The 26531-nt window shown below is 65.5% G+C and carries 21 protein-coding genes and 1 pseudogene; 6 read left to right on the top strand and 16 right to left on the bottom strand.

What is annotated here, in order from left to right; genetic code table 11:
- Nucleotide 1 precedes the first annotated feature (1 nt).
- The 6 genes from CSQ99_RS17935 to CSQ99_RS17915 form a co-directional block, all read right to left on the bottom strand.
- The gene (locus CSQ99_RS17935; RefSeq protein WP_099040356.1) at nt 2–853 is read right to left on the bottom strand and encodes an ABC transporter permease; all 852 of its coding nucleotides are present in this window, start codon (nt 851–853) and stop codon (nt 2–4) included.
- Nucleotides 853–1689 carry an ABC transporter ATP-binding protein gene (locus tag CSQ99_RS17930; protein WP_099040355.1) on the bottom strand — a complete coding sequence of 279 codons (837 nt, stop codon included), beginning with the start codon at nt 1687–1689 and terminating at the stop codon, nt 853–855. The genes CSQ99_RS17935 and CSQ99_RS17930 overlap by 1 nt, the downstream gene beginning before the upstream one ends.
- Complete coding sequence (locus tag CSQ99_RS17925; RefSeq protein WP_342746710.1) at nt 1686–7244, bottom strand: type I polyketide synthase; 5559 nt, start codon at nt 7242–7244, stop codon at nt 1686–1688. Before CSQ99_RS17925 ends, CSQ99_RS17930 begins: the two co-directional genes overlap by 4 nt.
- Nucleotides 7241–9010: an NAD(P)/FAD-dependent oxidoreductase gene (locus tag CSQ99_RS17920; protein WP_099040353.1), complete on the bottom strand. Its 1770-nt coding sequence runs from the start codon at nt 9008–9010 to the stop codon at nt 7241–7243. The genes CSQ99_RS17925 and CSQ99_RS17920 overlap by 4 nt, the downstream gene beginning before the upstream one ends.
- Nucleotides 9011–9127: 117 nt before the next feature.
- Nucleotides 9128–9493 carry a hypothetical protein gene (locus tag CSQ99_RS31435; RefSeq protein ID WP_245908975.1) on the bottom strand — a complete coding sequence of 122 codons (366 nt, stop codon included), beginning with the start codon at nt 9491–9493 and terminating at the stop codon, nt 9128–9130.
- Complete coding sequence (locus tag CSQ99_RS17915; protein ID WP_245908974.1) at nt 9430–10341, bottom strand: FAD-dependent monooxygenase; 912 nt, start codon at nt 10339–10341, stop codon at nt 9430–9432. Before CSQ99_RS17915 ends, CSQ99_RS31435 begins: the two co-directional genes overlap by 64 nt.
- 101 nt (nt 10342–10442) lie before the next feature.
- Between CSQ99_RS17915 and CSQ99_RS17910 the strand changes: the two genes are divergently transcribed.
- Nucleotides 10443–11624 carry a YbfB/YjiJ family MFS transporter gene (locus CSQ99_RS17910; protein WP_245908973.1) on the top strand — a complete coding sequence of 394 codons (1182 nt, stop codon included), beginning with the start codon at nt 10443–10445 and terminating at the stop codon, nt 11622–11624.
- Here the strand turns inward: CSQ99_RS17910 and CSQ99_RS17905 are convergent.
- On the bottom strand, nt 11566–12489 hold the full coding sequence (locus tag CSQ99_RS17905) for a LysR family transcriptional regulator (RefSeq protein WP_099040352.1): 924 nt from the start codon (nt 12487–12489) through the stop codon (nt 11566–11568). The genes CSQ99_RS17910 and CSQ99_RS17905 overlap by 59 nt on opposite strands.
- A 126-nt stretch (nt 12490–12615) precedes the next feature.
- Here CSQ99_RS17905 and CSQ99_RS17900 point away from each other — a divergent pair, with 126 nt between their 5' ends.
- Complete coding sequence (locus CSQ99_RS17900) at nt 12616–13338, top strand: SDR family NAD(P)-dependent oxidoreductase (protein WP_099040351.1); 723 nt, start codon at nt 12616–12618, stop codon at nt 13336–13338.
- Between the two features lies 1 nt (nt 13339).
- Nucleotides 13340–13699: a YybH family protein gene (locus CSQ99_RS17895; RefSeq protein WP_099040350.1), complete on the top strand. Its 360-nt coding sequence runs from the start codon at nt 13340–13342 to the stop codon at nt 13697–13699.
- On the opposite strand, the gene CSQ99_RS17890 is transcribed toward CSQ99_RS17895, so the two are convergent.
- The 3 genes from CSQ99_RS17890 to CSQ99_RS17880 are packed head-to-tail and all read right to left on the bottom strand — an operon-like array spanning nt 13689 to nt 16666.
- Nucleotides 13689–14126 carry a hypothetical protein gene (locus CSQ99_RS17890; protein WP_099040400.1) on the bottom strand — a complete coding sequence of 146 codons (438 nt, stop codon included), beginning with the start codon at nt 14124–14126 and terminating at the stop codon, nt 13689–13691. The two genes, CSQ99_RS17895 and CSQ99_RS17890, sit on opposite strands and share 11 nt — an antisense overlap.
- 42 nt (nt 14127–14168) lie before the next feature.
- Nucleotides 14169–15803 carry a thiamine pyrophosphate-dependent enzyme gene (locus CSQ99_RS17885; protein ID WP_099040349.1) on the bottom strand — a complete coding sequence of 545 codons (1635 nt, stop codon included), beginning with the start codon at nt 15801–15803 and terminating at the stop codon, nt 14169–14171.
- Nucleotides 15800–16666: a dihydrodipicolinate synthase family protein gene (locus CSQ99_RS17880; protein WP_218014596.1), complete on the bottom strand. Its 867-nt coding sequence runs from the start codon at nt 16664–16666 to the stop codon at nt 15800–15802. Before CSQ99_RS17880 ends, CSQ99_RS17885 begins: the two co-directional genes overlap by 4 nt.
- A gap of 90 nt (nt 16667–16756) precedes the next feature.
- Here CSQ99_RS17880 and CSQ99_RS17875 point away from each other — a divergent pair, with 90 nt between their 5' ends.
- Nucleotides 16757–17452 carry a GntR family transcriptional regulator gene (locus CSQ99_RS17875; RefSeq protein ID WP_099040347.1) on the top strand — a complete coding sequence of 232 codons (696 nt, stop codon included), beginning with the start codon at nt 16757–16759 and terminating at the stop codon, nt 17450–17452.
- Between the two features lies 1 nt (nt 17453).
- On the opposite strand, the gene CSQ99_RS17870 is transcribed toward CSQ99_RS17875, so the two are convergent.
- Nucleotides 17454–18179: a ribonuclease activity regulator RraA gene (locus CSQ99_RS17870; protein WP_099040399.1), complete on the bottom strand. Its 726-nt coding sequence runs from the start codon at nt 18177–18179 to the stop codon at nt 17454–17456.
- Nucleotides 18180–18357: 178 nt separating this feature from the next.
- Between CSQ99_RS17870 and CSQ99_RS17865 the strand changes: the two genes are divergently transcribed.
- Entirely contained in the window at nt 18358–19764 is a 1407-nt protein-coding gene (locus CSQ99_RS17865) for an Nramp family divalent metal transporter (RefSeq protein ID WP_099040346.1), read from the top strand.
- Here the strand turns inward: CSQ99_RS17865 and CSQ99_RS17860 are convergent.
- Entirely contained in the window at nt 19754–21181 is a 1428-nt protein-coding gene (locus CSQ99_RS17860) for a short-chain fatty acid transporter (protein WP_099040345.1), read from the bottom strand. The two genes, CSQ99_RS17865 and CSQ99_RS17860, sit on opposite strands and share 11 nt — an antisense overlap.
- A gap of 135 nt (nt 21182–21316) precedes the next feature.
- Between CSQ99_RS17860 and CSQ99_RS17855 the strand changes: the two are divergent.
- Nucleotides 21317–22021, top strand: a pseudogene (locus CSQ99_RS17855) (NADPH-dependent F420 reductase); the annotation flags it as partial.
- 34 nt (nt 22022–22055) lie between these two features.
- On the opposite strand, the gene CSQ99_RS17850 reads toward CSQ99_RS17855, so the two are convergent.
- Genes CSQ99_RS17850 through CSQ99_RS17835 form a run of 4 tightly spaced genes read right to left on the bottom strand, consistent with a single transcriptional unit; the run spans nt 22056 to nt 26525 of the window.
- Complete coding sequence (locus CSQ99_RS17850) at nt 22056–22820, bottom strand: GolD/DthD family dehydrogenase (RefSeq protein ID WP_099040343.1); 765 nt, start codon at nt 22818–22820, stop codon at nt 22056–22058.
- Between the two features lie 13 nt (nt 22821–22833).
- The gene (locus CSQ99_RS17845; RefSeq protein WP_099040342.1) at nt 22834–23883 is read right to left on the bottom strand and encodes a substrate-binding domain-containing protein; all 1050 of its coding nucleotides are present in this window, start codon (nt 23881–23883) and stop codon (nt 22834–22836) included.
- Between the two features lie 60 nt (nt 23884–23943).
- Nucleotides 23944–24987, bottom strand: a complete 1044-nt coding sequence (locus CSQ99_RS17840) for an ABC transporter permease (RefSeq protein WP_099040341.1) — start codon at nt 24985–24987, stop codon at nt 23944–23946.
- On the bottom strand, nt 24984–26525 hold the full coding sequence (locus CSQ99_RS17835) for a sugar ABC transporter ATP-binding protein (RefSeq protein ID WP_099040340.1): 1542 nt from the start codon (nt 26523–26525) through the stop codon (nt 24984–24986). Before CSQ99_RS17835 ends, CSQ99_RS17840 begins: the two co-directional genes overlap by 4 nt.
- Nucleotides 26526–26531 lie beyond the last annotated feature (6 nt).

Below are 26531 nucleotides of genomic sequence, written 5' to 3'. Positions count from 1 at the left end.
GTCAGTTCCTATCGGACCAGCGGAACACGCGCAGGCACGCCAGCAGACCGACGATGCTCCACGCGGTCAGGACCAGGAAGATCCGCCAATGTTCCCAGCTGCCAGCCGGTTCGAAGGCAGCCATCTGCGGCGGCAACAGCACCGACCGGAACCCCTGGGCCATCCATTTGACCGGAAAGAACGATCCGACGATCAACATCCACGTCGGCAACAACATGAGCGGCACGTAAGTGCCTGATATGAACTGCAAACCGACAGCCGGGCCGTTGGTGATGACCGCTGCCGAAACGGCATTGCTCGCAAGGTTGCTGACGAAGATGCCCAGTAGTGAGCAGCTGATGATGCCCAGGATGAACACCCATCCGAACGTGAACCATCCGAACAGGTCCGCGGGTAGGTGGAGCCGGAAAACCAGTACGCCCAACAGCAGGATGATGACGGCCTCGGCAAGACTCGCGATAGCCACCAGCGCGATCTTCCCGATGAAATACGACGACGCGGTCGCAGGAGTTCCGCGCAGGCGCCTCAACGCACCGGTCTCTCGGTCGGCAGCGATGCCGATGCCGAGGTTGATGAACGAGGTCGAAAGAATTCCATAGGCGAGCATGCTCGCTGCGATCACCGAGCCGGTACTGATCTCGGTGCCGGGCACCTTCGCCGAGAAGATGGCCCCCAACAGCAGGCAGATCACCGCAGGCATCGTGAAAGTGAGAGCCAGCTGCTCAGGGCGGCGGTAGAACATCTTCAGCTCGGGGATGATCCGTGACAATCCGATCCGTATCGTCGACGGAAGGTTTGACTCCGCCTCATCCGCGCGGTGTCGGGGCCGGGTCTCCGCCGATTCGATCGCCATCACGTCACGCCGATCAGCGCCAGATACGCGTCTTCGAGGGTGGGCCGTGTGACGGTGAGCTGCGTCAGTTCCGCGCCCCTCGACGATCGCTGCCTGATCAGCTCGGTGGGGCGATCGGTGACCGCGACATGGACCTCGTGGCCTTCCACCCACCGCACGGTGGCCGCTGAATCCACGTGTGCGGTCAACCGTGCAGGCGAATCCAGTGCGGCCACTCGACCTTTGGCGATGACGGCGACGCGGTCCGCAAGAGCGGCGGCCTCCTCCAGGTAGTGAGTCGTCAGCAGAATGGCGGTGCCGTCGTCGGCCAGGAGCCTGATGAGATCCCAGAACTGCCGTCTCGCTTCAGGATCGAACCCGGTGGTCGGTTCGTCCAGGAACAGCAGCTCGGGTTTCGCGATGATGCCGAGGGCGACGTCGAGCCGGCGCCGCTGTCCGCCGGAGAGCGTCCTGACCCTCGAACCAGATGTCGAAGTGAGCCCCACGAGTTCGAGTAGCTCCTCTGGGCCCCTGGCCGCGCCGTAGCACTTCGCGAACATCCGGGCGGTCTCCAGGACGGTCAGCATCCCGAAATCGTTGGACTCCTGCAGCACGATGCCGATCCTGGCGCGCCAGCCCCGTCCCGCAGTGCCAGGGTCTTCGCCCAGGACGCGCACCTCACCGGCGTCGCGCTTGCGATGGCCCTCCAGAATTTCTATCGTCGTCGACTTGCCCGCGCCATTGGGACCGAGGATCGCGAAGATCTCGCCGTAGCCGACGTCGAGATCCAGATCCTGCACCGCGTGCAGCCGTCCGTAGGTCTTCGCCAAACCGCGCACGCTCACGGCGGAAGTCACGAGTGTGTCCCTCCCGCTTTCGGTTGGGACGGTATCTCCAGTTCAGCCAACAGCTCTCGCAGGTCGGCCTCCGATAGTTCGTCCATCAGCTGGTCCATGTCGTCGTTGACGACGGTGGGTGGTGCAAGTTCCGTGATCTGCACATCACCGTGAATCGAGCGGAGGTCGGCGAGCACTCGACGGGTCAAGGAGTTCACACTGACGCCTCGGAGAATCTCGAGCACCGGGACATCGATCGAGAACATCGTGTTGATCCTCAACCGGAACTCCATCGCCATCATGGAGTCCAGCCCAATGTCGTCCAGCATGTCATCGGGATCGAAGTCTGTTACGGCGCAATCGAAGACGGCGGCAACGATCTCCTGGATATGTTCGGCGACCACGGCAGGTCTGTCTGCTTCTGCAGTGACCGCGAGGATATCGAGCACCGATCCGGGCGCATCGGTAACAGCAGAGGCCGTGTCGGCCGCACCGAGATCTGCGAACACCGGCGGCAGCCGTCCGCCGAGCCCGGCGTGACGCGCTCGGTGCCAGTCGGCACTGATGGCCACGACGTTGGGCACCGTCTGGTTGATGAGCCGATCAAGGATCCGCGCACCCACCGCGGGGGTGATCAGCTCGATGCCCCGCTGCGCATAGACCCTCTCCAGCTTGAGATCCTCGACCATTCCCACCGACCACGGACCCCATCCGATCGTGAGTGCCGGGAGGCCCTGCGCCCGGCGGTAGTGGGCGAAAGCATCGAGGAACGCGTTGGCAGCGGCATAGTTCCCCTGTCCCGGCGAGGCGATGGTCGACCCCGCCGAGCCGAACATGACGAAGAACTCCAGGTCATGGTCGCCGAAGGCATCGTGCAGTACGCGAGTGCCGGTGACCTTGGGCGCCATCACCGCAGCGAAGTCGAATTCGCTCGTGTTGACGAGTAGTTGGTCGTTGACCGACCCAGCCGCATGAATGATTCCGCGGACCGGCCTACCGCCGTCTCGGATGTGCTCGCTCATCCACGTCGTCACCTGATCGGCATCGGCGACATCGACACTGGCGGTGGTGATTCGGACACCAAGACGCTCGATCGCCCGAATCGTGGCGACGGTCGCGAAGTGGGGATCTTCCTCGGTCAACTCCGGCCAGCGCGTTCTTGGGGGAAGCGCGCTTCGACCCAACAGCGTGATGTGCCGCGCTCCACGTTCGGCCAGATAGGTGGCCACGATGCGGCCGAGCGCTCCGGCTCCGCCTGTGACGACATAGGTCGCGTCCGGTGTGAGCTTGGTGGGGAACGGCTTCGTCAGGCCGGCGCATGGCCGCAGGCGCGCGACGAACGTCGTTCGGCCGCGGATCGCGATCTGATCTTCGATGCCGCCGCCGAGAACGTGCCCGCAGATGCGCTCGCCCGTGTGGGCTCGGTCGTCCTCGCCGTCGATGTCGATGAGGCCGCCCCAGAATTCGGAGAACTCCTGGTGACCGATGACTCTGCCCAGCCCCCAGATGGCGGCCTGGTCGACCGCCGGCGGTTGAGTTCCTGGTGTCTGTTGTGCATTGGCGGTGACGAGGTAGAGCCGCGGTCTGCCTGCGTCGTGCTCGGCAAGGGCCTTGACGAGACGCAGGATGGTGAACGCGCCCAGCCGATAGTTCTCGGCGTCGCTGGAAGTCATGTCGATGGGCCAGCAGTCGACGATCCCCGTGAGGCCGCCGTCGGCGCTGACGTGTTTGATCAGGTCTGTCATCTGGCCGGGGCGCCGCGTATTCAACACGTAATCCCCGTCGACCTCGGTGAGCTCATCGACCGATTGGTGTTCGACGGTGCGGACACGGTGGCCGCGGGCCCGGAGGTCTTCCGCGACGGCGGCGCCCACACCGGTCGCATCGACGAATACCAGCCAGGAACCCGCCGCCCTCACCTCGCGCGATTCGTGCGCAAGGGAATTCATCTCATCGGAGGTTGCACACCATTGAATCTCGTACAGCCCCTTGTCGATACGGTCGGTCGACATACCTGCCGAGGTGCTCAGCGACTGCACGGAGAAGCCGTCGAATACGGCGAGCAGCCTTCCGGCAGGGTCGGTGACCGTGATATCGCACTCGACCTCCTGTCTGGTCGCCGACACGACGTGCACGTGAGCTCGCATGCGGTCTTCGGGTGACCCGTAGATCGCGCAGTGCCGAATCCTCGACGGCAGGAAGGGATCCTCGCTTTCCTCCTGCCCGAGAAACGGTGCGGCGAAGAGTGTTTGAAAAGCACCGTCGACGAGCGCCGGATGGAATCGATACTGGGCTAGCTCATCGGCGATCGCATCTGGGATCGTGATGTCTGCGACCGCCCAGTCCTCTCCGGCGGTCACGCCCTGGACGGATCGGAACGCGTCGCCGTAGTCGAAACCGATGGCCTGGGTGCGGGCGTAGAAGTCCTCGCCTCCGATGGAGGTGGTCGTCTCGATGTCGTCCGGCCGGTCGTGACGCCGTGGGGCCGTGGGAAGCGTGTTGAGTTCCGCGGTCGCCGTGACCATCCATTTGGATTCCCCTTCGGCGGTTGCCGTGAAGGCGGCGAACTCCAGCGCGCCGGTGTCCTCGTTGAGGGTGGTCCTGAGGATCGGGTCGCAGATGTCGTCGAGTATGACGGCGCGGTGGAGCACGAGATTGTCCACGCTGTGATTCGATCCGTAGGTCTCTTTGCCTGCGGCGAGCGCCATTTCGATGTACACCGCCCCAGGCACGACCACGCTTCCCTGGATCTGGTGATCCGCGAGGAATGTGTTGAGAACTGTGCTCAGTTCGGCTTCCCAGGTGGGATGAACGGCGCTGACCGGTTGCCCGAGTAGCGGATGCACCGGGTTGTAGAACAGCGACTCCACCGCTTCGGTGGTCTCGTTCCAGAAGCGCCTCGTCTGCCACGGGTAGGACGGGAGTCTGACGGGCCGGGCGCCATCTCGCGGACTGAGCGCGCCCCAAGCAACGTCATAGCCCTGGCAGTGCAGTGCGCAGACACTACTCAGCAGTGTGCGGCGGTCATCGTGACCGCGGCGCTGGGTCGCCATTACGGAGACCCGCTGCTTGCCAGCGGTTTCCAAGATCGACGCCGCGAGCACGGGATGGGGCCCCAACTCGACGAAGTGGGTGTATCCGTCGTCGATCATCCGGCGTATCGCCGGTTCGAACAGGACGGTGGCGCGCGTGTTCTGCCACCAGTAGGCGGCACCCGCCTGGTAGCCCTCCAGCTGTTCGCCGGTAACCGTCGAATACAGCGGGAGCGCAGCCGCTTTCGACGACAGGCTCTCAAATGCGGTGAAGAGGTCATCCTTCACCGCGTCCATGTAGTGCGTGTGGTAGGGCACCTTCACGGACAGCCACCGGTTGAAGATCCCGGCCTCATCCAACTGCCGGGCGATGTCGTCGAGCAGGTCGCTGTCGCCTGCGATGGTCACCGCCGACGGGCTGTTGATCGCGGCCACCGACACCAGGCGTCCGAACTCATCGAGCGCCTTGCCGTCGATCGTCTGCGTAAGGGCGTCGGCGTCGAGGCCGACGGCGAGCATCCGGCCTTGCCCGCTGGTGCGCTGCTGGAGTCGGCTGCGGTGGTAGATCACCTCGACGGCCTGCTCGAAGGTGAGCAGTCCCGCCAGATGGTGAGCGGCCACTTCACCGGCGCTGTGCCCGATCACGGCATCAGGTCTGATCCCGAACTGCGCCAGCTGCTCGGCCAGCGCGACCTGGATGGCGAAGTTGGCAGGCTGTGCGATCTCCGTCTCCGCCATGCGGGAGCGCGTCTCGTCGCGCCGTAGTTCGTCGATGAGAGACCAGTCCGTGTGCCGGGACAGCTCCCGGTCACTGCGCTCGATGCTTTCGGCGAACGCGGGGAAAGCGGGAGAGGAATCGAGTAGCCCGCGGCACATCTGCCACCACTGCGGACCCATGCCGGAGCACACGAAGGCGAGCTTCGGCGCGGTGGATGCAGCGCGACCCGTCGAGCTAACCCCGCCCGAGGCGAGGACTTGAAGTTGTTCTCGCGCATCGACAATGCTGTCGGCGATCACGGTATGACGGTGGTTCAGGTGCGTGCGTCGTTGGCCGAGCGTGTATCCCAGGTCCGACAGCGTGATGTCGGGGTGTGCGGCGAGGTGCCGGGCCAGCCGGTCGGCCGTCGCGACCAGCGCCTCCTCGCTACGCGCCGAGATCGGCAGCACGGTGGGCGACGGTTGCGGTTGATGCTCCGGTTCAGCGGAGCGGACCGCAGCCGGCCCTTGGGCGAGCACCACATGCGCGTTGGTCCCCCCGAATCCAAACGAGTTCACCCCGATCACGCGTCGTTCGCAGGCGGGGAATGGGCGGCCCGTCCCGGGAATGTCGATCTTCAGATCCGCGAGCGAAACGTGGCGCGTCGGAGTCTGAAGATGCAGATTGGCCGGGATGAACCCGTGCTTGGCGATCAACGCCGCTTTGATGAGGCCGGCAACGCCTGCGCCGGCCTCCAAGTGGCCGATGTTGGTCTTGATCGATCCGATGAGGAGTGGCGAGTTCGCCGGACGATCCAGCGTCAGGGCGCTCGCCAGTGCCCGCATCTCGATGGGGTCACCGACGGGAGTCCCGGTGCCGTGCGCTTCGACGTAGCCGACCTCGGTCGGATCGACACCGGCGCGTCTGAGCGCGGTGGTGATCGCAGCTTCTTGAGCCTCCTCGCGAGGCACGGTGATGCCGTCGGTGTGCCCGTCCTGCGACACCGCGGTGCCGAGGATCTGCGCGTAGATCTCGTCGCCGTCGTCGACTGCCCGTTGGAGCGGCTTGATGACGACGATGGCACCGCCTTCTCCGCGCGCATAGCCGTCTGCGGAGTCGTCGAACGCCTTGGAACGTCCTTCGGGACTGAGGAACCCGCTCTTCGATTCCGCGATGGCCGTGTTGGGACCGATCATGATGTTCACACCGCCGGCGAGGGCCAGTTCACACTCGCCGTTCCAGATGCTGTTGGCCGCCAGGTGCACCGCGACGAGCGAGCCGGAACACGCCGTGTCGATCGTCATGCTGGGTCCGCGAAAGTCGAACGCGTGCGAAATCCGGTTCGCCAGCATCGTCATCATCATCCCGGTGGCCGAATGCGGCTTGAACCGGTAGCGACTCGTGCGGCCCTGATTCTGCAGCAGTTGGTAATCGAGCGTGAAGCCGCCGATGAACACGCCGACGTCGGTACCGGCCAATTCGTCGGCGGGTATCCCCCCATCCTCCAGCGCCTCCCACGCGGCATGCAGTAGCAGACGCTGCTGCGGATCGAGTGAGTGCGCTTCCCGGGGCGACATCCCGAAGAACTGCGGATCGAATTGGTCGATCTCAGTGAGGAATCCGCCTCGGCGGGTGACGATCTTGCCGACCTTCGACGGGTTCGGATCGTGATATCGTCCTGCGTGCCAGCGTGTTTCAGGAACGACGGACGTGGCGTCCGTTTCGTTGCACAGCAGGTGCCAGAGGGTCTCCGCCGAGTCGCCGCCGCCGGGGAGACGGCATCCGATTCCGACGATGGCCAACGGCTCGTGGTTGGGGCCTTCGGTGAGCATTGCTGTCTGGGTCAACTCGGCTGAAGCGTCGGTGAGGTGGTGACGATCCAGCCGCCGCTGATGGGGTCGGTCGCTTGATCCTGCCGGTAGGCCGAGCGCAATTGCCGGAGCAGCGAATCCTGTTGCCAGGCTTGCAGTTGCCGCATAGCGTCGTCGTCTCCGAACATTGAGTGCTTCTCCGCGAGGACGGTCTCGACAAGCTGCCCGGCCAGCCGGTGGAGCAGGCGGGAATTGGCGTCGAACTGCTCGGCGAAGTCCTGGTTCGTCTCCGTCATCGCCGCGTGCAGCGTCACCATGAAGTTCAGCGGCGCGTACAAGTCGACGAAGGATGCCGAGGGAGTGCCTGTCTCCACTGCGGCCCACTCTCGGAAGAATCGCTGGACGCGATTACTCAGCGCGATGAGCCCTTCCAGATGCGGAACGAACTCGGGATCGTCGGCGAGGCTGACGAACCTGCCGTTCATGTAGAGAAGACCGATGAATCCCCAGTAGAACGCGACATCCCAGACGACCTTCGCCGACATCACGGTCGGCGCACCCATCAAGATGTACTGGTCTTGATACACGGCGAGCCACATATCGCTCAGCGACCGGAATAGGGAGTCGCTGATCTGTGCCCGCGCGACGATGTCCTCACCGTCGAGCTGTCGGGTGACCATGTCGGTGATCAAGCCGTTGCCGATCGCGACCAGGTCCAGTCCTGACGAGTACAACGGATCCAGAAAGACGCCCGCATCGCCTGTGAGGCACCATCGGTCGCGGCCGTCGAAAGCCTTTGTCGCGCCGTGGCTGTACTTCTTCATGACGCGGAAGTCCACGATCAGATCAGCGTGCTCGGCCAGGACCGCCGCGCACTGCGGCTCGTGTTCACGAAGCCACGCCTGAGCCCTGGCCAGGGTGTTGAATTCATCGAACGCGTGGAACGCGGGGTCAGCGACGATACCGACGCTGGTGGCGCCGGAGGCCAGTCGAATGAGCCACACCCAGTAGCCCTCGCCCATGAGGTGATTGGTGGACATCGCCCGGTCGCCCTCGGTGAGACGGCCCTGCCACGTCGGGTCGTCGGTCCATCGGCCGATGTCGATCTCGGTGGCGACGCGGAACCATGCTGCGCTGCAATCGTGTTCGTTGGCCTGCTTGAGGTCCAATTGCCGGGGCAGCATTCGGTTTCGGCCCGATGCGTCGACCACCCACCGCGCCGTCGTCCGCGTGACGGTGTCCCCGGCTTGGCTAACGATGACGTGCGGACCGTCCCCAGTGGCCAGCTCGACGGACCGGACTCGACCACGAACGATCTCGACTCCGGCCGCGATGCAACGCCGGGTGAGCTCGTTTTCCAATCTGCCGCGGTCGATCTGGTACGTAACCTGCGGTACGAACGACGAACCGCCGAGTTCCATCCGCTGCGCGATGTCGGTGTTTCCGTCGTGCGAGAAGAACATGCGCAGCCCCATCTTGCGGAGCTGCGCGGAGCTCAGGTGGTCCCCCAACGCAAGTCGGTCGCGCAAGTAGTGCGCCGAGACCTCGACCGTCGACTCGCCGACCGTGTGGGTGATCTCGGGTACCGGGTGGACGTTCGGTTCGATGATCATGATTCGGGTGGTCGGACGCGACAAGTGGAGCTCCAGTGCCAGCGTGAGAGCGGCCACACCTCCGCCGACGATGCTCACGTCGTGATCAGCTGCCTGCCCGTCGCCGTGTGAGAGACGAGACCTGATGCGTCGTGCGAGAGCCTCCCGCGCGTCCTGATTCATGTGCGACACCTGCGCTCGCACGTCCATGCCGTTCCTTCCCTTCCCTTCCCTCGCGGGTGCTGCACGGATCCGCCGACCAATCGATGCACAACCGTTGCATATCGAGCGAATCACACTCCCTGCACGGGGGCAGCGTGAGAGTGCTTACGGAATTCTGACGTCAGTCGCGTCGGGGTAGTCGGGAAGCGGTGAACCGCTGGCGATGTTCACCAAGCCCTTGCCCGTCACCGCGGTGACGGTACGAACGACCCGGCTCGCGGCGAGACGGGCCCCGGCATGGAGTATCCGTATGCCGGTGCGCGTGCGCGGATTGGCCAGTCGCAACACGTCGGCACGCACCTGAGGCGCGGCGTCGACGAAAGGCTGCATGACGCGCTGGTACCGGGCCAAGGCGGAGTGGATGTCGGTGGTGCCTGCCAGCTCGCCGGCGAGGACGTAGCCGCCGATCAGAGCAAGGCTGGTACCCGCACCGCCGAAGGTGGCGTTGCAGGACGCGGCGTCACCCAGCAAGACGATGCGCCCGTTGATCCAGGAACGGTACTCAATTGGCCGACGGCGGAGAAGTACATCGGGGCGCCGCCATCGAGTTCGGCGAGGATCCGCGGAGCAGCGCCGCCCACTCCTTCGAAGGTGCGCTGCAGAATGGCTTTCTGGTCGGATTGCTCGAGGTCTTCGAGGCCTCGCACATCGGAGATGAATGTCAGGATCGCGCGGGTGGTGCCCAGATTGTCCGGCCGCAGATGTACTCCGCGAGAATTGGTTTCATGCTGCCAGTTCCACCACAGGTCGTCGGCGTCACTTCGGGGGACGGTGATATAGGCGAAGTACATGCCGAGATCGTTGACCTCTTCGGACGTGACGAACCGGCGTGATCGCGAGCGCAGACCCTCCGCGATGACCAGCACGTCGGCGTCGATATCGGTGCCGTCCTGCAGCGTGGCGGTGACGTGATCACCATGATCGGCGACGGTCGCGATCTCTGTGTCGAACCGGTAATCGGTGTGTTCGATGGTGTGCTCGACGAGGATGCGGGACAGTTCGCCGCGCAGGATCTCCAATTCGGCTGTCGGGCCGTCGGTTTCACCTGACGCTGTGACGGGAAAGGACGCTGCCGGCGAGCCGTCGGTCTTCAGGAACCGGGTGCCTACCTCACCGGTATTGGCCGCGCGTACGTCGCGCTCGATGCCCATCCGTCGTACCACCTCGCGGGCGGCACCACGGATGTCGACGTTCTGCCCCTCGTCGCGTCGTTGCGGGAATCGTTCGATGACGGTGGTCTCCCAGCCGCGCGCAGTGAGCTGATGGGCGAGCGCGGGTCCGGCGATGCCGGCACCGGAGATGAGGACGTGGGGAGCCATCTATCGGAATCCTGTCTGCGACGAAGCTGTGAGGCTACGCCTTCGAGCTGAGAGCAAACGTGTCGTGGCGCCGGCGTGTGCACCGTGCCCACCATGGCGGGATGGCCCTGCATCATTCACACCTCCACATCGCCCGTGGCGCAGCGGCATTGGCCGCGGCCATGGGCATCGGCCGGTTCGTCTACACACCTATCCTGCCGCTGATGACGTCGCAGGCCGGGTTGAGCCCGGCAGGCGCCGGTGGTCTCGCGACTGCCAACTACGTCGGCTATCTCGCCGGTGCGCTCGCGGGTGTGGCGGCACCCCGGCTGATCCGGTCGACCATCACGTGGCGATTCGCGCTGGTCGCCGTCGTCGCCAGTCTCGCTCTGATGCCCATGACGCATGACGTCGTCGCCTGGCTGGTGATCCGCACGGTCGCCGGATTCGCAAGCGCCGTGCTGTTCGTGATCGCCGTCGACTGGATGCTGGACCACGCCCGGGGCCGGTCCGCGCAACTGCCGGGGTGGGGCTTCGGCGGTGTGGGCCTGGGCATCGCCTTATCGGGTGGACTGTTGCTGGTTATGCCCGCCACCGGGTGGCGTGGCACATGGTGGGCGTCGGCGGTACTCGCCGCCGCGGTCGGCGTGATCGCATGGCATATGCGGGGCACGGGCGGCGCTCCGGTGATGACGACGACCGCGCCGGCAGGCCCGCGGCGCCTGTTCCTGGTTCTGCTTGCCTGCTACTCCCTCGAAGGCGTCGGATACATCATCGCGGGCACGTTCCTGGTCGCAGCCATCGGGCAGACATCACCGGGTTCGCTCGGTAATGGAGCGTGGTTGTTGGTCGGCCTGGCCGCGGCACCGTCGGCCGCGCTGTGGGCGATGGCGAGTGCGCGGTGGTCACGCCCGGCGCTGCTCGTGGTGGCGCTGCTCGTGCAGGCCGGGGGAATCGCGCTGCCCGCGCTCATCGGCGGCGTCGGACCCGCGGTGATCGGCGCGGTCTCATTCGGTGCCACGTTCATCGGGGTGAGCACCCTCGCGTTGGCCGCAGGCAGGGAGCTGGCCTTCCCCGGCGCCGTCGCGGTGCTCACCGCCGGGTACTCGGTGGGCCAGATCGTCGGTCCACTCATGGTGACGCCGCTGTTGCACCACGGCTATCACTATGCGCTGCTGACCTCCGCCGTGGTGGTGGCGTTGTCGGCGGTCACCGCCGCGTGGATGCGCGTCGGCCACCGGAAACTCAGCCCGCCCCCGCACGGTGCGGATCGTCCTGTGGCAGCCATACCCCTGGTTCCCTGAGGGCCGACGAGTCCATACCCGCCGTGAAGGCGTCGACGACGGCGTGCACCTGAGGGTTCGGCTCACCCTGTCGCCACACCAGCGACCACGTCCACATCGGAATCGGGTGCTGCACCGGCCGACGTCTCAGGTCCGGCGGAGTTGCGTCGTTCTGGCCCTTGGGGTTGTTCAACACCGGACGCCGCAGCCGCCGGATGTGGTCGAAGAAGGTCGAGCCCGTCACTCCCCCGTCGTCCACGCGCGCCACCTGCGCGCCCGACGCGGCGGCGAACTGCTCGGCGAACCGGTTCCACGACGACCAACTGGCCGCATCGGAATCCACCAGCACCGTGAGATCGCGTGCGTCGACGGGTGACGATTCCTGCCCGAAACTCAACGCGTAGAGCCGGTCGGACCCGACCAGCCGCGCCTCCAGGGACAACGATTCCAGGTCGGCGCGCTCCACCCAACAGATCGCAAGATCCAGGCTGCCGTCGGCGACCCGCGCCGCCTGCGCATGTGAGGGCATGACCCAGGTGTCCATCCGCACCTGCGCGACCCCGGCGGTGCGTTCGGCCCAATCCGTCGGACACCACTGCACATAACCGATCCGGACCGGCTCCGAGGACGACAGACCGAGGGCCTGGCGGCGCAGCTCGTCGGCCTGGCCGATCAGGGCCCGCGCCCGCGGAAGCAGCGCCGACCCGGCGGCGGTCAGCGCCACCGAGCGTCGGTCACGGTCGAACAGCTGCACCTTGAGGTCGCGTTCGAGCGCCTTGATCTGTTGCGAGAGCGAGGGTCCCGCGATCCGTAGCCGTTCGGCGGCCCGCCCGAAGTTCAGCTCGTCGGCCACTGTGACGAAGTAGCGCAGCTGTCGCAACTCCACAGGGGTCAGCGTAGATCAGTGGGAGCCTGCGCCTATCAGGAGCGAGTTAACCGGTCCCGTCGACCTGGACTGCCGAGCGCAAGCCCCGCGTTGGGATGAGCATCACCAAAGGAAAGGAACACGGACATGACAACTGATCCCCGCGTCGCAGTCATCACCGGCGCATCACAAGGAATCGGCGAGGCCCTTGTCGCCGGATTCCGCAAGCTCGGATACGCGGTCGTGGCCAATTCCCGCACTATCGACGCCAGTGCCGATCCGATGGTGTTGACCGTGCCGGGAGACATCGCACAACCAGGTGTCGGACAGCACATCGTCGACGCAGCGGTCGAACGCTTCGGGCGGATCGACACCGTGGTCAACAACGCAGGCATCTTCATCGCCAAGCCGTTCGTCGACTACACAGACAAGGACTATGACGCCATCACGGGCGTGAATCTCCGTGGCTTCTTCGAGGTATCCCGGGCGGCGGTGGCCCGGATGCTCGAACAGGGCCCCGATCCCCTAGGCGGTCATCTGGTCACCATCTCGACAACCTTGGTCGACCACGCCAATTCGAACGTGCCGTCGGCGCTGGCCTCGCTGACCAAGGGCGGCTTGAATGCGGTGACCCGCGAGCTGGCCATCGAATACGCAACGCGTGGAATTCGTTCCAACGCAGTTTCTCTCGGCATCATCAAGACACCGATGCACCAGCCCTCGGAGTACGAGGCGCTGGCGCAGCTGCACCCGGTGGGACGCGTCGGCGAAGTTGCCGACGTCGTTGACGCGGTGCTCTACCTGGAGAACGCGCCGTTCGTGACCGGCGAAATCCTGCACGTCGACGGCGGACAGAGCGCGGGTCACTGAGATGCGCGCCGCGCAGATCATCACCGATGTCATGGACGAATGGAAGGCCGGGATCGATGCACACGACCCCGCCCGGGTGGCGGCCGTGTTCGCGCAGGACGCCGTCTTCCAGGGGCTGCGGCCCTACGGAGTCGGCCGCGATGCGGTCGCCGAGTACTACGACTCTCAACCCACCGGCATGACCGTCACCTACCGCATCCTCGAAAGCCGCAGTCCGGCAGACGGTGTCGTGTTGGGCTACCTATCCGCGACGTTCGCGTACCTCGACCGGGACTCTGTTGAGCTCGCCATTGGCGTGGTGTTCACCCGGCCTGACGATCGGTGGCAGGTGGCGCAGTACCAGGCGTCGATCACGTCGTGATGCGCAGTTCGGCACCCGGGTGCGAACTGAGTGTGACGACCACCGTGCCACTGCCTGTCTTGAACGTGGTGTTGGCGTAGCCGATGAATCCGTAGTGCCCGTCAATCGTCGATACCGCGGTGATGTCGCTGCTCCCCGAAGCGCCGGTGTCGAGATTCGTCCACGCGGCAGTCACGGTGAGCGCACACGAACCGTCGTAGATGCCGGCGTCGTAGTTGATCGCAACGCGTACGCCGTCCTCGACACGATCGTCGACCTGCACCGGTGTCACCTGGGCCTCGGCGCTGACACTTCCGGCACATGTCGGGGACGCCACCACGGGAACTGGGCCGAGTTGCGCGAAGGCTTCAGCGTGGGCTGTTGCCAACCACCACCAGGGTGCAGTCAGCGCGAACGCGACCGCGCCGGCCACACGAAGCGAAGTCATGCCCGTGATATCGGCGTCCACGCCGGGATCGTTAGCGCACGGTCAATCCGGCGGCGCATCCGTCTCCGGAAGGTCCAGCTCGACCAGGCACACCTGGCCGACCGGTCTGGCACCGAGCGCCGCACCGAACTCGGCGGGCGTACGTGCGGTCGCGGCCCAGGCGCCGTGGGCACGTGCCAGCGCGGCGAAATCCGGGTTCTGCAAGTCTGTTCCGCTCGGTCGTCCGGGGAAGCGACGCTCCTGATGGCGCCGAATCGTGCCGTACACACCGTTGGACACCACGACGACGGTGATTCCCAAGCCGTAGCGCACCGCGGTCGAAAGTTCCTGCCCGTTCATCAAGAAGCAACCGTCACCCGCGAAGGCGACGACCTCCCGCGAAGGCAGGGCGAATGCCGCGGCGATCGCTGCGGGCAGGCCGTAGCCCATGCTCCCCGAGTGGCTGGCGACCTGCGAGGGGTACGCGATGTAGTCGCGGTGCTGTTGATGCCAGCCGGTGTAAACGCCCGCCCCGGCCGTGAGCACCGCATCGGGTGCGACCCGCTCGGCCAGCGCGGCCATGAACGCCCCCGGGTGCAGGGGGCCCACCTGCGCGGCGCGTAGGGCGACCCGGTGCTGGCGCAGTCGTCGGCCCCATTCGGTCCGCTCCTCGCTCCTCGGGAGAGGCGAAGCCACCAACGCGGCCGCCAGTGCCTCCGCGACGTCGTCGGGCCGTGCGGCCATTGCCACGTCGGCGGGATAGACGCTGCCGAGGACGTCGGGATCGGGGTAGACGTGCAGCAATCGACGACCCGCGGGACCCGCGGTGAGCCAGTCGCCGTCCTCCGCGGTCAACCCGTCCGGACGACCGCCGAGCAAAAGGACGACGTCGGCCTGCGCGGCGAAACCCGACAGGCCCGGAGTGGTCTGCAACCCGACGGTGCCGACGAAGATCTCGCTGCGGTTGTCGACGATGTCCTGACGACGCGTGGCGGTGGCGACAGGCAGATCTGATTTCTCCGCGAGCCCGCGCAGCGCGGCCCGGCCGCCGGACGACCACGCGTTGCCGGAGACCACGACCAGTGGGCGCCGAGCCTGCGCGAGGATGTCGCGGATCTGCTCGACACCATCGGCGCCGACGGTGGATACGGGCGCGACCGGCGCGGGCAGCGGAACACAATCGGTTTCAGCGGAGAGCACGTCCTCGGGCATCACCACCACGACCGGGCCGGGCTCGCCGGCGTTCGCGAGGGTCCAGGCGCGGGCGACCTGCTCGCAGACCCGGTCGGCCTCGTTGAGCTCGACGACCCCCTTCGCCAAGCCGCCGAACATCTGGCGGTAGTCGACCTCTTGGAACGCGCGGGTGCCGAGCTGCGTCGTGGGCACCTGGCCGACCAGCAGCAACATCGGGCTGCTGTCCTGGGAGGCCACGTGTACGCCGATGCTGGCGTTGGTTGCGCCAGGACCGCGGGTCACCATCGCGATGCCTGGCCGGCCGGTGAGCTGGCCGTGGGCGGCGGCCATCATTGCCGCGCCGCCCTCCTGCCGGGCGACGACGAATGGGAGTTCGTCTGTGTGGTCGTGCAATCCATCGAGCACCGCGAGGTAGCTCTCGCCGGGCACCCCGAACGCTCTGTCTGCGCCGAGCGCCACGAGCTGTTCCACCACCGCGTGGCCCGCCAGTCTGCTGGCGCTCATCGCTGACGCTCCCACGCCGAGAGAATCTCCGCGACCTCCTCGCGAACGGCCGGGCCGACCTCGCTGATCGGCGGCCGCACTGATCGGGGAGCCAGGCCGCGTTGGGCCAGCGCCTCTTTCACGACGGAGACGTTGTCCTGTGATCCCGCAGCGGCGCGCAGCTCCTCGAAACGCCTGATCGCCTGCCACTGCTCGAGCATGGCCGCTTGGTCGGCTCGGTGAAGCGCGTCGAGCATGGCCAGGCTGCGCTCAGGGTCGACGGTCGCCAGCCCGGAGGTGAACCCCGCGGCCCCGCCGACGGCGAAGAACGGCGCCCAGTGCTCGGCGAGGCCACAGAGCCACACCAGGTCGAGCGAGGCCGTGTCGCTCACCAGCGCTGCAAATGAGATTGGTTCTGGGACAGCATATTTCACTGCGACCAGCTGGGTGCACGCGCGGGCGAGCGCAAACACCGCGTCGGCGTCCACCCGAGGGTCCTTGACGTAGGGCAGCAGACCGGTGTCGGGCACTGCCCGTGCGATCTCACCGTGATACGCGACCCAGCCGTCCAGCGAGCGGAACGGATGTACCGGCTGGTGCACCATCACGGCGTGAGCGCCTGCGTTCACTGCGGCCCGCGCGTCGGCGGTGGCGGTCGCGAGATCGAGTCCAACTCCGGCGACCACGACGGCATCCGGCGCTGCAGCGACGGTCAGCTCCACCACCCGACGGCGTTCGGCCGGCGAGAGCGCGTAGTACTCACCGGTGTTGCCGCACGGGGTCAGCACGGTGATGCCGCCGTCGACCATCAGGCGCACCAGAGACTGGTAGCACTGCTCGTCCACCTCGCCGTCGGCGGCGAACGGAGTCACCGGAATAGCCACGACAGAGCACAGTCGATCGCGCAATTGGGAAGTCGAATACACCTGTCTCTACTCCGGTGTCGGATCTGGTGTTGTGGTATACCAACGACCATGTCGCTGACTGACGCTCCCTGGGGCGGTTCGCTGCCCGCACTGGGGCGAGCCACCAGCCAGGCCGATCTGGTCGCGGCATCCTTGCGTGAAGCCATCCTGGCCGGCCGCATCCGGCCTGACGACGTGCTTGTCGAGCGACGCATCGCCGAGCAGTTGGGTGTGTCGAAGACTCCGGTGCGCGAGGCGTTCATCCAGCTCGACAACTCGGGTCTGGTCACCACGACCCGCAATCGCGGGGTGCGGGTGCGCGATATGACCCGCACCGACGCGCAGCACGTCTACGAACAGCGGGTGCTGCTGGAGCCATGGGCAGTGGCGACGGTGGCGCATCAGGACGTGCCGGTGCCGGACGCCGAGAACGCACACCGGCGCGCCGCCGAGCTTCTGCAAGCCGGGGAATGGTCGGCGATGGCGATGGAGAACCGCAAATTCCACTGGGCGCTCTACCGGCAATGCCCTAACCCCTTGGTGGTCTCCACCCTCGACGCTCTGCAGGACCTCACCGCGCTGGCCGTGTTGCAGATCTTCTGGGAGATGAGCCCGACCGCGGCGGCCGAGCACGACGAGCACGGCGCCATCCTGCGAGCGGTGAAGGCCGGTGACGCCGACGGTGCCGAGCGGTTGATGCGCGAGCACATCACTGCCTCCATCGAACGGGTGCGGGAGTCCGGCGACGACGCGACGATCGCGTGAATTACCCACGACTGCGGTCATATTCGGCGCGGGTCGCGGCGTCCGGCGGATAGGTGCCGCGCAGCGGCATCCCCGACTCGATGCGGGCAAGTACGAACTCCTCGAGTCGCTCCTGCTCGACGGCGGCGCGAGCCACCTCATCGGCGAGGTGCGCCGGCAGGCAGACGACACCATCACCGTCGCCGATGATCACGTCACCTGGGTACACCGCGACCTCCCCGCAGCCGATCGGCACGTCGAGATCGACCGCATGGTGTTGGGCGAGGTTGGTGGTGGGCGCGACCCCGGACGCGAAGGTGGGCATCGCGAGACTCTGAAATCCTCCGAGATCGCGCACCGCGCCATCGGTGACGATGCCCGCGCCACCGCGGATCATGAACCGGGTGGCCAGGATGTTGCCCAGTGATGCGGCTTTTCCCCGCCCTCGGCAGTCCATCACGAGCACCGAGCCCGCGGGTGCGGTCTCAACAGCGCGACGCTGTGGATGGTCGTAATCGGAGAAGACGCTCAACACGTCGATGTCCTCACGGGCCGGGATGTAGCGCAACGTGAATGCCGGGCCGACCATCCGCGGCGCGGACGGGTTCAGCGGACGGGGGCCCATCAGGAACGCCGAACGCAGCCCGCGATCCATCAGCTGCGTGGTGATGGTGGCGGTGCTGACGCTGCTCAACATCGCGCGGGTGGCGGCGGAGATTTCCAGTGCGGGGGCGGTCTCATTGGTCATCCAGTGCTCCTTCACGAGTTCGTCCGTCGTGTGGTGGCGCCGCGGTGCTACGGCCGCAGCTCTTCTACGTCCCTTTTCGACACCGTTGACATTCTGGTATACCAATATACCGTAGTATGTGACCACGATCACTCCGCCCTAGACGGTCGGCTCCGACCGCTCATCAGAGGAGGACCGAATGCCGCAGGCCGATCACAACGCCGGTTCAACTCCCAACGAGGCCGACAGCAGCACGCCGGGCCGCATCGACGACCTCGGGATTCCGATACCGGACGCAATCGCCCAGGACACGGTGGCGCCCGCACCGGTCGCAGGCAACTTCTTCGGTTACCTGAAGTCGTTCGGGCCCGGCATCGTGGTGGCGCTGAGTTGGGTAGGCACCGGCGATCTGGTCGACAACTCGGTGGCCGGAGCCAACTACGGTTACGCGCTGCTCTGGGTGCTCCCGCTCACTTTGGTGCTGCGCTTCGTGTTCGTCAGTGCGCTGGGCAAGTACCCCATCTTCAACGTGCAGCGCGACCCGAGCCTGGTGCGTGGATTCGCAAGGACCAACCGGGTTTTCGCATACCTGATGCTGGTCTCGTTCGTCCTCTACACCCACATCCTGCTCGCGTTCACCCTCAGCGGTGTCGGCATCGCGCTAGAGGGTCTGTTCGGGGGCCTTTCAGCATTCGTGTGGACGTTGATCGGCGCGGCGTCGGTCTTCGTCGTCACCTTCAAGGGCGTCTACGCGGTGATCGAAAAGATGTTCAAGGTGATCCTTGCGGTGATGGCGGCCACGTTCGTCCTCACCATCGCACTGGTCGGCATCGACTGGGGCGCGATGCTTCGCGGGTTCGCGTTCGACCTTCCGCCCCAGGAGGGCCTTTTCGACTCCTCCCTTGTCGCCTCCAGCCTGGTGCTGGCAACGCTGGGTTCGATGGCCAACCTCTTCTACCCCCAGTTCCTGCGCGAGAAAGGGTGGACCACCCCTGCGCACCGCCGAGTTCAGCAGTACGACTTGCTCTTCGGCATCATCGTGGTGCTCTTCCTTGGCGTCAGCATCTGGGCCGTCGGCGCCGAGGTGATCTTCGGTGACGGCTCCGGCATCGAGAAGCCCGCCGACATCGCGAATGCGCTGGGCAGCGTGATCGGACCGGTCGGCCCCTACCTGTTCTATCTCGGCCTACTGGGCGCCGCGTGGACGACGGTCAGCAGTTCGCTCTTCGCGCTCGGCAAGATGGCGGTCGAGGCACTGCAGGTGACCCGCCCCGCCCGGATCGAACGCTACGGCGACGACCCGGGCAAGGATCCGTTCTACAAGGTGATGATCTTCTGGGGCCTGCTGGCCGTGGTGTGGTCGTTGCCCGGTGCGCCGGGATTCATTGTGCTGACTGTGGTTTCGCATGTGCTGACGGCGCCGTTCCTGCTGGTGATCACCATCGGGCTACTCTTCATGCTCAACCGCCGCAACATCATGGGTGACCACGTCAACAAGTGGCCGCTCAATATCGCCTTGGGCGTCATCACGATCTTCGTGGCGGTCGCCGCTTACCAAGGCCTGTCGGCTGCCGTTGGCGACTTCAGTTCACTCATCAAGGGCTGACAGGCGGGACGAAGTCGAAAGTCAACCCGAGCAACCACACCAGCACCAGGACCGCGGGTAGGTGAAAAACGAACTGCAAGAACGTGAATCCGACAAGGTCGCGCGCCCTGAGCCCGAGCACCGCGAGCAAGGGCAGCATGAAGAACGGATTGATCAGGTTCGGCAGCGCTTCGGCCACGTTGTAGATCTGAACCGTCCAGCCCAGGTTCAGCTGGACATCCGTGGCTGATTGCATGACGTACGGGGCCTCGACCAACCATTTTCCGCCGCCGGACGGGACGAAGAGTCCCAGCACGACGGTGTAGAGAGCGATGACCACCGGGAAAAGCCCGCCGCCGGCGCTGGTGAACACTTCGGCCAGCACATCGGATACGGTCCGGCCGCCTCTGCCTTCGGCCTTGGTCAGGATCGCCGCCATGGCGGCGTACAGCGGGAACTGCACGAGGATGCCGCCGGTGGCCGGGACGGCTTTAGCGACGGCCTGCAGGAATCTGCGTGGCGTCCCGTGCAAGACGAGCCCCAAGATGAGGAAGACCAACAGGTATCCGTTCAGGCTGCTGACGACCGTCAGGACGGGCTTGCTGAGCAGCTGAGACACCAGCCATCCCAACGTCATCAGGCCCGCCAGCACGGGCAGAATGCGGCTGTATTCGAGCCACTCGCCGGGCCGTGAGCGTGGCGGTGCCTCTTCGCTCTGGTCGTCCAAGTCGACCTTCAGATCCTCGGCGGTGGTAATGGCCGCACCGCTGGGAGCGGAGAAATGAGCGATCACCACTGTGAGCGCGATGATGATGGCGCACATCAGCAGGGACTGCCAGGTGAAGATCGTGGTCCCGAAATCCAGCACTCCGGTGATTTTCAGGAGCTCCGGAGGAAGCGAGCCCGCAGTCGCCTGCAGCTGTGCCGCCGACGAGGACATGCCCAGCGCCCACACAGCGCCCAGTCCCATAAACGCAGCGGCGCCGAGCGCGCGATAGTCCACCCGTAGATCGGTCCGGCGGGCGATCGCCCGGGCCAGCAGACCACCGAAGACCAGGCTTAGTCCCCAGTTCAGGAAGGAGACCGACATCGAAAGGAACGCAACGAAACTCACCGCACTCTTCGCCGTATGGGGCATGGTGGCGAGGCGATCGATCAACCGGGCCACCGGCGGGCTGGTGGCGACGACGTATCCGGTCAGCACCACCATGGCCATCTGCAGGGTGAATGTGGCCAGATCCCAAAAGCCGTCGCCGAACGCATCGACGACCGTCTGCGGAGAGGAGCCGTTGGCCAGCGCGGCCACAGCGACGAGGACGACACCTGCCAGCGCGAAGACATACGCGTCCGGAAACCACCTCTCCGTCCAACCGGCCAGCGACTGGGCGACGCGTGCCAACCCCTTCTCAGAGCGATACTCCTCAGTGGCAGATGTCATTTGGAAGGCCCCCGTCTCTCCGTTTGCTACCCAGCAGGCGTGTGCAATGTGACGTACCCACATACCGGTTCAGCCACCCAGGATCGACCGGTGAGCGCGGGTGCGGAATAGCGCCCGTCGGCGCGACGTTGGCCCCGGGAGGACGAGATCACCACCGTACGGAGGCACTGCATGAAAATCGGAATCATCGGGGCAGGTCAGATCGGTGGCACGTTGGTGCGTCGGATTCGCGAACTCGGACACGACGTGACGGTGTCGAACTCTCGATCTCCCGAGACGCTTGCGGACCTCGCGAACGAAACCGGTGCGACGGCGGTATGGGCCAAGGATGCCGCCGCCGATGTCGACCTCGTCATCGTGAGCATTCCGCAGAAGAACGTGCCAGACCTTGCCGACGGAATCGTCGATGCGCGTAGGCCGGGTGCCCCCGTGATCGAGACCAATAACTATTACCCACAGCAGCGCGACGGTGAGATCGCGGAGATCGAGGATGGTCAGGTCGAGAGTGCATGGGTCGCGGAGCAGATCGGTGCACCGGTGTACAAGGTGTTCAACGGGATCTGGTGGAAGCATCTGCTGGAGGCGGGGACGCCGAACGGGACACCGAACCGCATCGCACTGCCGATCGCCGGGGAGGACGGACCGGGTCGTGAACTGGTCCACGCCATCGTCGACCAACTCGGATTCGAGCCTGTCGATGCCGGTCCGATTTCTGAATCATGGCGCCAGCAGCCCGGAACTCCGGTGTATGGCAAGGACTTCGACGCAGAGAGCACGCTCAAGGCGCTCGCCGAGGCAACGCCCGAGCGAACGTCCGAGTTCAGCGCACGCTCGGCGTGAGTCGGTTCCTCTGGACCCGCCTACGCGTAGTGCCTCACTTGATGGTGTATCCACCGTCAATCACCAGATCGGCCCCGTTGACCATCGCTGAAGCATCAGCCGCCAAATAGATTGCAGCGGCCGCAATCTCGTCCGGATAGGCGAATCGTCCGATGGGGATCAGCTTCTTGAGCGCTTCACCATGTGGGCCGTCCCACGCCTTACGACCCAGTTCGGTGAGTACCACTGTGGGGGAGATGGTGTTGACGCGCACACCGCGTGGACCCCATTCGGCAGCCAGCACCTTCGACATTCCCACGACGCCGAACTTCGACGCACAGTAGGCGACGTGCTGGTCGAGCGCGACGGTGGCGGCCTGCGAGGCCATGTTGACGATGGCCCCGCCGCCGGTTCGAAGCATCGACGTGCCGACGGCCTGACACATCTGGAACGTGCCCTTGAGATTCACGTTCATAGTGATGTCCCAGGCACTTTCCGAGAGCTCCTCGGCGGCGGCGAGGTGGACGACGCCTGCACTGTTCACCAGGATGTCGATTCGCCCGAATGCGTCCAGCACGGCGTCGACGGCGCCGTGCACCGAATCGGCATTGGCGACATCGCAGTGAAAGCCGCGGCCCTCGGTGGCGAGCCCGGCAGTTGTTCGAGCCGCACCGGCCTCGTCGCGGTCAACGGCCGCGACCCGAGCCCCTTTCGCAGCGAAGGCCGAAGCGATGGCTGCCCCGATGCCGGCAGCTGCACCGGTCACCAGGGCAACCTTGCCGTCCAGGCGGAAGTCGAAATCGACGTTGCCTAACGGCATTTCGACGCTCCGATCATGGCTGCTTCTGCCCCGGGATGCCTTCGTAGGCAATGTCGCCGGTTTTCAGGTTTCCTGCGATCAGCTCACTGAGACCGTCGAGGAACTCCTGTCGCTCGGTGACGACGTGCTGGATGGCCACGTCGACGTTCTCCGTGGTGATGGCCGGCATGATGTACACCGGGTTGGTGTTGACCGGCTCCTTCTTGGCCAGTGCGTTTGCCACGGCTAAGCCTGCGGACAGTTCGACGGTGCCGTTCTGCAACGAGGTGCCGATGAACTCACCGCTCTTGACCGCGTTGAGGCCGTCCTCGATGCCGTCGATCCCGACGATCGGTACGTCGGTGCGGCCTGATTCCTTGAGGGCTTGCAGGGCACCGAGGCCCATGTCGTCGTTCTCGGCGACGACGGCGTTGATCTGCGGTCCGAAGCCCGAGATCCAGTTCTTCATCTTGTTGACCGCCTCGTCGCGCTTCCAGTTGGCGGTGTCCTTGGCGAGCACCTTGATGTCGGGATACCTGGCGAGCACCTGCTCGATGCCCTTGGTGCGGTCGATCTCACCGGACTGGCCGAGCGGGCCTTGCAGGATCACGATGTTGCCCCTACCGCCCAGGCGGTCGGCCATCATCTGCATCTCCTGCTGACCCGCGGCGACGTCATCGGGTTGGACGTTGCCCGCAATGTCCGTGCTGTCCAGCGCCGCATTCACCGCAACCAGCGGGATGCCCTTGGCCTTGGCCGACGCCACCTGCGGTCCGAGCGAATCCGCCTGCACGGGAACGACGATGATCGCGTCGACGCCCTGGTTGATCATCGAGTCAAGCTGGCTGGCCTGGGTGGACACGTCGAGGTTGGCCGAGTTCCATACCAGCTCGATGTTGTTGTCCTTGGCGTACTGGTCCATCCCTTCCTTGCCCGCGGTGATGAACGAACTCATGTCATACACCGTGACGCCGATGCGTGTGGTGTTCTCGTCGGCCGTGGTGTCGCCTGCACCGCAGGCGCTCAGGCCCAGGCCCAGCGCAGCCGCCGAGGCGACGGCCATGATTTTCGTACCGAGTCTCATCTGTTCTCTCTTTCTAGTGTGAATCTGAAAACATCTGCGGGCAGGGCTGTTCCTCCGCGGTCACGTGCGCCTCCTGCTTGACCACACGTCGACCGCGACCGCCGCGACGATGAGCACGCCCTTGATTACGTCCTGCCAATAGGCGGGCACCACGAGAATGTCGAGGCCGTTGTTCAATGTCATGATCATGAAGAGGCCCAACGCAGTTCCCCAGATGCTGCCGCGTCCACCCATCAAACTGGCGCCACCGATGACGACGGCGGCGATGGCGTCGAGTTCGTATCCCTGTCCCAGGTTCGGGGGGCCCGAGATCACGCGTGATGCGAGCATCACCCCGGAGATGCCGGCGAGCAGACCAGAAATCGCGTACACGCTGAACAGCACGTTCTTTGCGTTGATGCCGGCGATTTCGGCGGCGTTTCGGTTGCCGCCGACGGCGTAGACCCGCATACCGTAGGTGGTGCGCTTCATTATTACGGCAACGGCGATGATGCCGACGATCATCAGCAGCACCGGGATCTGCAGTCCAAGGATCTTGGTGTTGGCTATGGCGCCGAACTCCGCGGGCAGGCCGTTGATGGGTGCGCCGCCGCCGATCACATACGCAAGGCCGGAGCCTGCGGTCAGGGTGCCCAGCGTAGCGATGAAGGGCGGAACGTTGATGCGCGACACCAGGATTCCGTTGACCGCCCCGACGGACAGACCGACCATCATGGCCACCAGGACGGTCATCCACACCTGGCCGGGATTCGCCTTGGCGGTGGCAGCGCCCGCCATGGCCGACACCGCGATCACGCTACCGACCGAGAGGTCGATGCCACCGGTAAGGATGACGAGCGTCTGACCGAGCGCGATCAGTGCGAATGGCGCTGCAGCCACCAGGATGGTGACGAGGTTGTCGGGCGTGGCGAACCGTGCACTCCGGTAACTGAAGTACGCGATGACCAGTAACACGACGATCACCATGGAATAGCGCAGCAGGATTGCCGAGAACCACTGCCGGGAGAACAGCTTCACGGGTTCGCCGGTGACAGGCGATGCGACGACGTGACTCAAGGCCGAGGCTCCTGGTGACGGGTCGTTCTCGTCGAGCTCTGCGGTCACGAGGCCTTCTCTTCTGTGCGCTCGGCCGTCTTGGCATCGAGCGCGGTGGCGAGGCGGAAGACGGACTCCTGAACCTCTGGATGGTCGAGTGCGTCACGATCGAGTTCGCCGACGAATGCGCCGTCGCGCATTACGAAGGCCCGGTGGGACAGTCCGACGATTTCGGGCATATCCGAGGACGCCATCACCACCGCCATCCCCTGTGCCGCGAAATCGGTGACGATGCGGTAGATCTCGCTCCGAGCGCCGACATCGACGCCGCGGGTGGGTTCGTCCAGGAGCAGCACGTTGACATTGCCGGTCAGCCAGCGCGCCAGCACCACCTTCTGTTGGTTGCCGCCCGACAGCGTGCCGACTTCCTGACCGAGCCCCCGGGCGCGCAGTCGCACCGAGGACATCACATCGGAGACCGCCTTCGTGCGCGCCTTCCCCCGCAACCAACCGGCAAGGGAGAAGGCGGACAGCCGTGGCAGTGAGCCGTTGTCCAACACACTCATCGACAACACGACACCGGAGAGCTTGCGATCCTCCGGTACCATCGCCATCCCCGCGGTGATCGCCGCAGCGGGCTGATTCCGCTTCACCAGCCGTCCACGTACCCGGACCTCGCCGGCAGTAGTCGTACGGGCGCCGAAGATGGCCTCCAGCAGTTCGGTTCGGCCCGCGCCGACCAGTCCGGCCAGACCGACGATCTCGCCGGCGCGCACCGAGAGTGAAACCGGGCCCTCGGCGCCCTGGACGTGGAGATCACGCACGTCGAGGACGGTGTCGGTACCTGGTTGCGGGCGCTGCGGGAACAGGCTGCCCAGTTCGCGGCCGATCATCGCGGTGACGATCTCGTCGTCCGACACCTCGGCGATCGGCGTATCCAGGATCAGTCCGCCGTCGCGCAGCACGACCACGCGGTCGGCGATTGCCCGTATCTCGGCCATCTTGTGCGTGGTGTAGACCATCGCCACCCCTTGGTCACGCAGGCGACGCACGATGCCGTAAAGCCCCTCGACCTCGCGTTCGGAGATTGCCGAGGTGGGCTCGTCGAGCATCACGACGCGTGCGCCGGTGCGGGCGGCTTTCACGATCTCGACGATCTGTCGCAGCCCGACGGGGAGGCTGCCCATCCGTGCCGTCGGCGAGATGGCGACGTCGAATAGCCCCAGCGTTTGGCCGGCCTCGGCGATCATCGCTCGTCGGTGCAGGAATGGTCCGTGGCGTAGTTCCCTTCCGACGAAGAGGTTCTCGTAGACCGTCATGTCCTCGATGGAAGCCAGTTCCTGGGGAACGATGGCCACCCCGTGGCGGACGGCGTCGCGGGGGTTTCCAGGTGTCAGAGGGCTGCCGCTCACCGCGACGGTGCCGCGGTCGGCACTGTACTGCCCGCTGATGATCTTCATCAACGTTGACTTGCCCGCCCCGTTCTCGCCGGCCAGCGCAGTCACCGTACCTGGTTCAAGGCGTAGGGTGACCCCGTCGAGGACCGGTACACCACCGAAACCTTTTGTGATATCGGTACATTCGAGGATTGTGTTGGTCGCGGTCATTCCACG

Source organism: Mycobacterium neglectum (genome assembly GCF_002591975.1).
GTDB lineage: Bacteria > Actinomycetota > Actinomycetes > Mycobacteriales > Mycobacteriaceae > Mycobacterium > Mycobacterium neglectum.
The sequence above is the reverse complement of the archived record's forward strand: the minus strand, read 5'-3'. Positions and strand labels throughout refer to the sequence as shown.

Coding starts and splice junctions, on each gene's coding strand:
- CSQ99_RS17845 (WP_099040342.1), bottom strand. CDS start 23,883: ATGAGACTCGGTACGAAAATCATGGCCGTCGCCTCGGCGGCTGCGCTG.
- CSQ99_RS17865 (WP_099040346.1), top strand. CDS start 18,358: ATGCCGCAGGCCGATCACAACGCCGGTTCAACTCCCAACGAGGCCGAC.
- CSQ99_RS17935 (WP_099040356.1), bottom strand. CDS start 853: ATGGCGATCGAATCGGCGGAGACCCGGCCCCGACACCGCGCGGATGAG.
- CSQ99_RS17910 (WP_245908973.1), top strand. CDS start 10,443: ATGGCCCTGCATCATTCACACCTCCACATCGCCCGTGGCGCAGCGGCA.
- CSQ99_RS17920 (WP_099040353.1), bottom strand. CDS start 9,010: ATGGACGTGCGAGCGCAGGTGTCGCACATGAATCAGGACGCGCGGGAG.
- CSQ99_RS17885 (WP_099040349.1), bottom strand. CDS start 15,803: ATGAGCGCCAGCAGACTGGCGGGCCACGCGGTGGTGGAACAGCTCGTG.
- CSQ99_RS17915 (WP_245908974.1), bottom strand. CDS start 10,341: ATGGCTCCCCACGTCCTCATCTCCGGTGCCGGCATCGCCGGACCCGCG.
- CSQ99_RS17860 (WP_099040345.1), bottom strand. CDS start 21,181: ATGACATCTGCCACTGAGGAGTATCGCTCTGAGAAGGGGTTGGCACGC.
- CSQ99_RS17835 (WP_099040340.1), bottom strand. CDS start 26,525: ATGACCGCGACCAACACAATCCTCGAATGTACCGATATCACAAAAGGT.
- CSQ99_RS17900 (WP_099040351.1), top strand. CDS start 12,616: ATGACAACTGATCCCCGCGTCGCAGTCATCACCGGCGCATCACAAGGA.
- CSQ99_RS17875 (WP_099040347.1), top strand. CDS start 16,757: ATGTCGCTGACTGACGCTCCCTGGGGCGGTTCGCTGCCCGCACTGGGG.
- CSQ99_RS17895 (WP_099040350.1), top strand. CDS start 13,340: ATGCGCGCCGCGCAGATCATCACCGATGTCATGGACGAATGGAAGGCC.
- CSQ99_RS17890 (WP_099040400.1), bottom strand. CDS start 14,126: ATGACTTCGCTTCGTGTGGCCGGCGCGGTCGCGTTCGCGCTGACTGCA.
- CSQ99_RS17850 (WP_099040343.1), bottom strand. CDS start 22,820: ATGCCGTTAGGCAACGTCGATTTCGACTTCCGCCTGGACGGCAAGGTT.
- CSQ99_RS17870 (WP_099040399.1), bottom strand. CDS start 18,179: ATGACCAATGAGACCGCCCCCGCACTGGAAATCTCCGCCGCCACCCGC.